This window comes from Mesorhizobium sp. M7A.F.Ca.CA.001.10.2.1 (assembly GCF_003998575.1).
Taxonomy (GTDB): domain Bacteria; phylum Pseudomonadota; class Alphaproteobacteria; order Rhizobiales; family Rhizobiaceae; genus Mesorhizobium.
Genome location: NZ_RZQY01000623.1, coordinates 1 through 3,659 on the forward strand (window position 1 = coordinate 1; position 3,659 = coordinate 3,659).

Annotated in this window: 2 protein-coding genes; both read right to left on the reverse strand. The window is 60.4% G+C overall.

The features are described from left to right. Positions 1-169: 169 nt before the first annotated feature. Positions 170-1,417 (reverse strand): OmpP1/FadL family transporter, encoded by a 1,248-nt coding sequence (locus tag EN964_RS28600; protein ID WP_127267802.1) that lies wholly within the window; start codon positions 1,415-1,417, stop codon positions 170-172. A 358-nt stretch (positions 1,418-1,775) separates the two neighbouring features. Next, the coding region (locus EN964_RS28605; protein ID WP_127277019.1) for a valine--tRNA ligase at positions 1,776-3,659 on the reverse strand (1,884 nt) is incomplete at its 5' end.

A 3,659-nucleotide genomic window follows, 5' to 3' on the forward strand; every position in this document is an offset into this window, starting at 1 on the left:
ATCGGCAGGAACCAACTGATCCAGCGTCACCATCTCGAGCGCGGTCTGTTCAGGGGCGGGTCGCTTCAACATGACCCAGTGAATCAAAAACCCCCAGCAAATGCCAGGGGTTTGTCAGCAGTCTGAAAGGCCGGGTAATCCCTGGCCTTTTGTTATAATTGTCAGAGACTTAGAACTTGATCTTAAGGCCACCTGAAATCGCCGTGACCAGATCGTTGCCGAAGTCGTAGCTGACATCCGTGCCGGCGACGTATCCGTTCTCACCAGCCAACGCTCCAGAATGGCCGCTGGTCAGCACCCCAACCGCGCCGGCCAGACGCACTTCGATGTTCGGCTTGGGCGTAAAGGCGACGCCGCCGCCCAGTGTCCAGGTATCGGTCTGCGAGCCATAGCCATGCGACGTGCCGCGATCCCAGGAAAGCTGGCCGGCAGCACTCCACTGATCGTTGAACTTGTGGCCAATGCCGCCGGTAACTGTCCAGCCGTCACGATACATCAGGTCCAGCGAGGTGATCTGGCCCGAATGGAGAGCATCACCAGTGACGCATGCCCCTGCGGGGGTACCTACGACGCAAATCGGAACGCTCTGCAGCAGGCTCCAATTGACCCACTTGAGCGAACCGAAGGCGAGCCAGCCTGGCGCAATGCCTGACTGCAATTTCAATTCGACTGTATCCGGCATGTATTGCGTTGAGCCGTAGATCGGAAGCACCACGCTGCCAACATGCGTCAAATCCAGCGTGCCCGAGATATTGTCGAGCTTGACCCGCGAATTGTAGACGAGGCTGGCGCGCAGTGCGATCTCGGGGATTTCATAGGCCAGGCCGGCGCGCCAGCCCCAGCCGGTCCCCTTGAGATCGACACGCCCGGTACCCTGGAAATCCGGCACCAGCGGCGATATCAGGTCCTGCTTGAAGCCATAGACTTCCTGGTAGTAGACGCCGCCGATGAAGCGAACCTGGCCTTTGCCGGCGTCCATCTTGTAGGAGCAGGTTGTGGCGTAGTTGTTGCTTTTGATGTCGGTTTCCATGTTGGACTGGGCACCGGCCCAAAGACCCGGATTTGTGTGCGCACCCCAAGGCTGGGAATAGTCGAACATACAGTCGACACCCTGGACGATCTGCGCCTTGACGCCGATCCGCGGCACCCAATAGCTCTCGCTGTCCTTCGCCGTGCTGCCCAGAGGCGTCAAATCGCCGTCGAGCGGGTTGGTGTCCACCGCATTCTTGAGCTTGCGTTGCGGCATCACATAGGTCGATTCGGCTTCGGTCGCGAACGGAGCCGGATCGAACAGCAAATCGATATCGTAACCGCCGCGCTCCAGGCCGCCGGCATGTGCCGGATTCATCGCCGTCCCGATCAAAGCCAGCGAAAAGCAGCCCGCCCCCAGCAGCGCCTTCAGTCGCAGAATAGTCATGAAATGTCCTCCCCGAATTCGAGTGCATCAAGCTAGAACCAATTCAGGTTAACGGTGCAACAACGAATTCGCGGGCGTACATGTACACATTGGCCAGGCGCATTTTCGAGGAAATGCAACCTAGTGCGGCAAAGCCGAAAAATGGTCTGTGAAGGCTGAGCGGCTCTCAAAAAACAGAGAGAACCATCCAAAAAGGCTCGAAAACAGGCCTTTTTGGGGCTCCAGGAGCCCCATTGTTACATTATGGCAACAATGGGGCTAAAACTTCCGTTTACGTCAATATTAACGCAACGGCATCCAGATTTTCGACGCGAAAAACCAGCACTTTAGAGAGGGCTAAAGTCTCGCGAATCTATCCTCAACCGGCGTCGCGAACCCTGGCCAACGCGACCGACAGCTTGTCCTGCGCATCGCGGTATTCAGCGAGCTTTTCACGCTCGGCATCGACGATCTCGGCCGGCGCGCTGGCGACGAACCTCTCGTTCGACAGCTTCTTGTGCAGCCGCGCGATCTCCTCGGTCACCTTGGCCAATTCCTTCTGCAGCCGTGCTGCCTCGGCGACAAGGTCGATCAGGCTGCCAAGCGGCAGGCAGATCGTCGCCTCGTTGAGCACGATCTGCGCCGAACCCTTGGGCGCGACATCGGCAAGCGAGATGTCGCCGACCCGCGCCAGCCGCTTGATCGCCGATTCTTCGCGGACAAGCCGTTCGCGTGTCACAGCGTTGGCGCCGACCACGACGAGCGGTGCAATGGCTGCCGGCGGCACGTTCATCTCCGAGCGCACCGAGCGGATGCCGGAGACGAGATCGACCAGCCAATTGATGTCGGCTGCAGCCTCGGCGTCTTCGAAGTCCGGCGACGGCCACGCGGCGTGGCACAGCAGCGAGGGGCGTTGCTTGCCTTCGTCGGCGGTCTGTGCCCACAGTTCCTCGGTCATGAACGGCATCATCGGATGCAGCAGCTTGTAGATCTCGTCGAGCACGAAGGCGACGCAGGCTCGGCTTTCGGCTTTGGCCGCCTCGTCGGTGCCCATGAACACCGGCTTCAGCAATTCCAGATACCAGTCGCAGAACAGGTTCCAGACGAAGCGGTAGGCGGCACCCGCCGCCTCGTTGAAGCGGTATGAGGTGATGCCGTCGGTGATCTCGCGCGCCGCGCGCGTCAGCTCGGTCAGGATCCAGCGGTTGACCGCCAGCCTGGCGTCGTTCAGCCAGAAATCGTCATTGCGCGCGACCTCGTTCATTTCGGCAAAACGCGTCGCGTTCCACAGCTTGGTGCCGAAATTGCGATAGCCGGCGATGCGCGCCGGATCGAGCTTCACGTCACGGCCTTGCGCCGCCATCACCGTCAGGGTGAAGCGCAGCGCGTCGGCGCCGTATTCGTCGATAAGGTCGAGCGGATCGATGACGTTGCCTTTCGACTTCGACATCTTCTGCCCGTTCTTGTCGCGCACCAGCGCATGGACATAGACGGTGTGGAACGGCTCCTCGTCCATGAAGTGCAGGCCCATCATCATCATGCGGGCGACCCAGAAGAAGATGATGTCGAAGCCTGTCACCAGCACGTCGGTCTGGTAGTAGGTCTTCAGCTCGGGCGTCTCGTCCGGCCATCCCAGCGTCGAAAACGGCCACAGCGCCGATGAGAACCAGGTGTCCAGCACATCCTCGTCGCGGGTCAGGATCTCGCCCGGCTTGAAGTTCTCCAGCTTGGCCTCGACCCAGGCCTTCCACGGTCCTTCCAGCGCCAGATAAAATTCGATCGCGGCGCTCAGCGCCTCTTCCTCGGTCTTCTCGACGAAGACGCGCCCGTCCGGCCCGTACCAGGCCGGGATCTGATGACCCCACCACAGCTGGCGCGAGATGCACCAGGGCTGGATGTTCTCCATCCAGTCGAAATAGGTCTTTTCCCAGTTCTTCGGCACGAAGTTCGTGCGACCTTCGCGCACGGAAGCGATTGCCGGCTTGGCCAGTTCCGCCGCATTGGCATACCACTGCTCGGTCAGGAACGGCTCGATCGGCACGCCGCCGCGATCGCCATGCGGCACCGCGTGGCGATGCGGCTCGACCTTTTCGAGGAAGCCGCCCTCTTCCATCAGTTCGACGATCTTCTTGCGCGCGACGAAGCGATCGAGGCCATCGAGTTCGTCCCAGACAAGCTGGCGCTCCGGCGTCACCTCGAGACCGGCAAGGAAATCCTCATTGTTCCTGAGGCTCACCGCCGCCTCCGTGGTCAGGATATTGAT

Excerpts from the sequence above, each read along its gene's own strand:
- EN964_RS28600 (WP_127267802.1), bottom strand. The coding sequence starts at position 1,417 with ATGACTATTCTGCGACTGAAGGCGCTGCTGGGGGCGGGCTGCTTTTCG.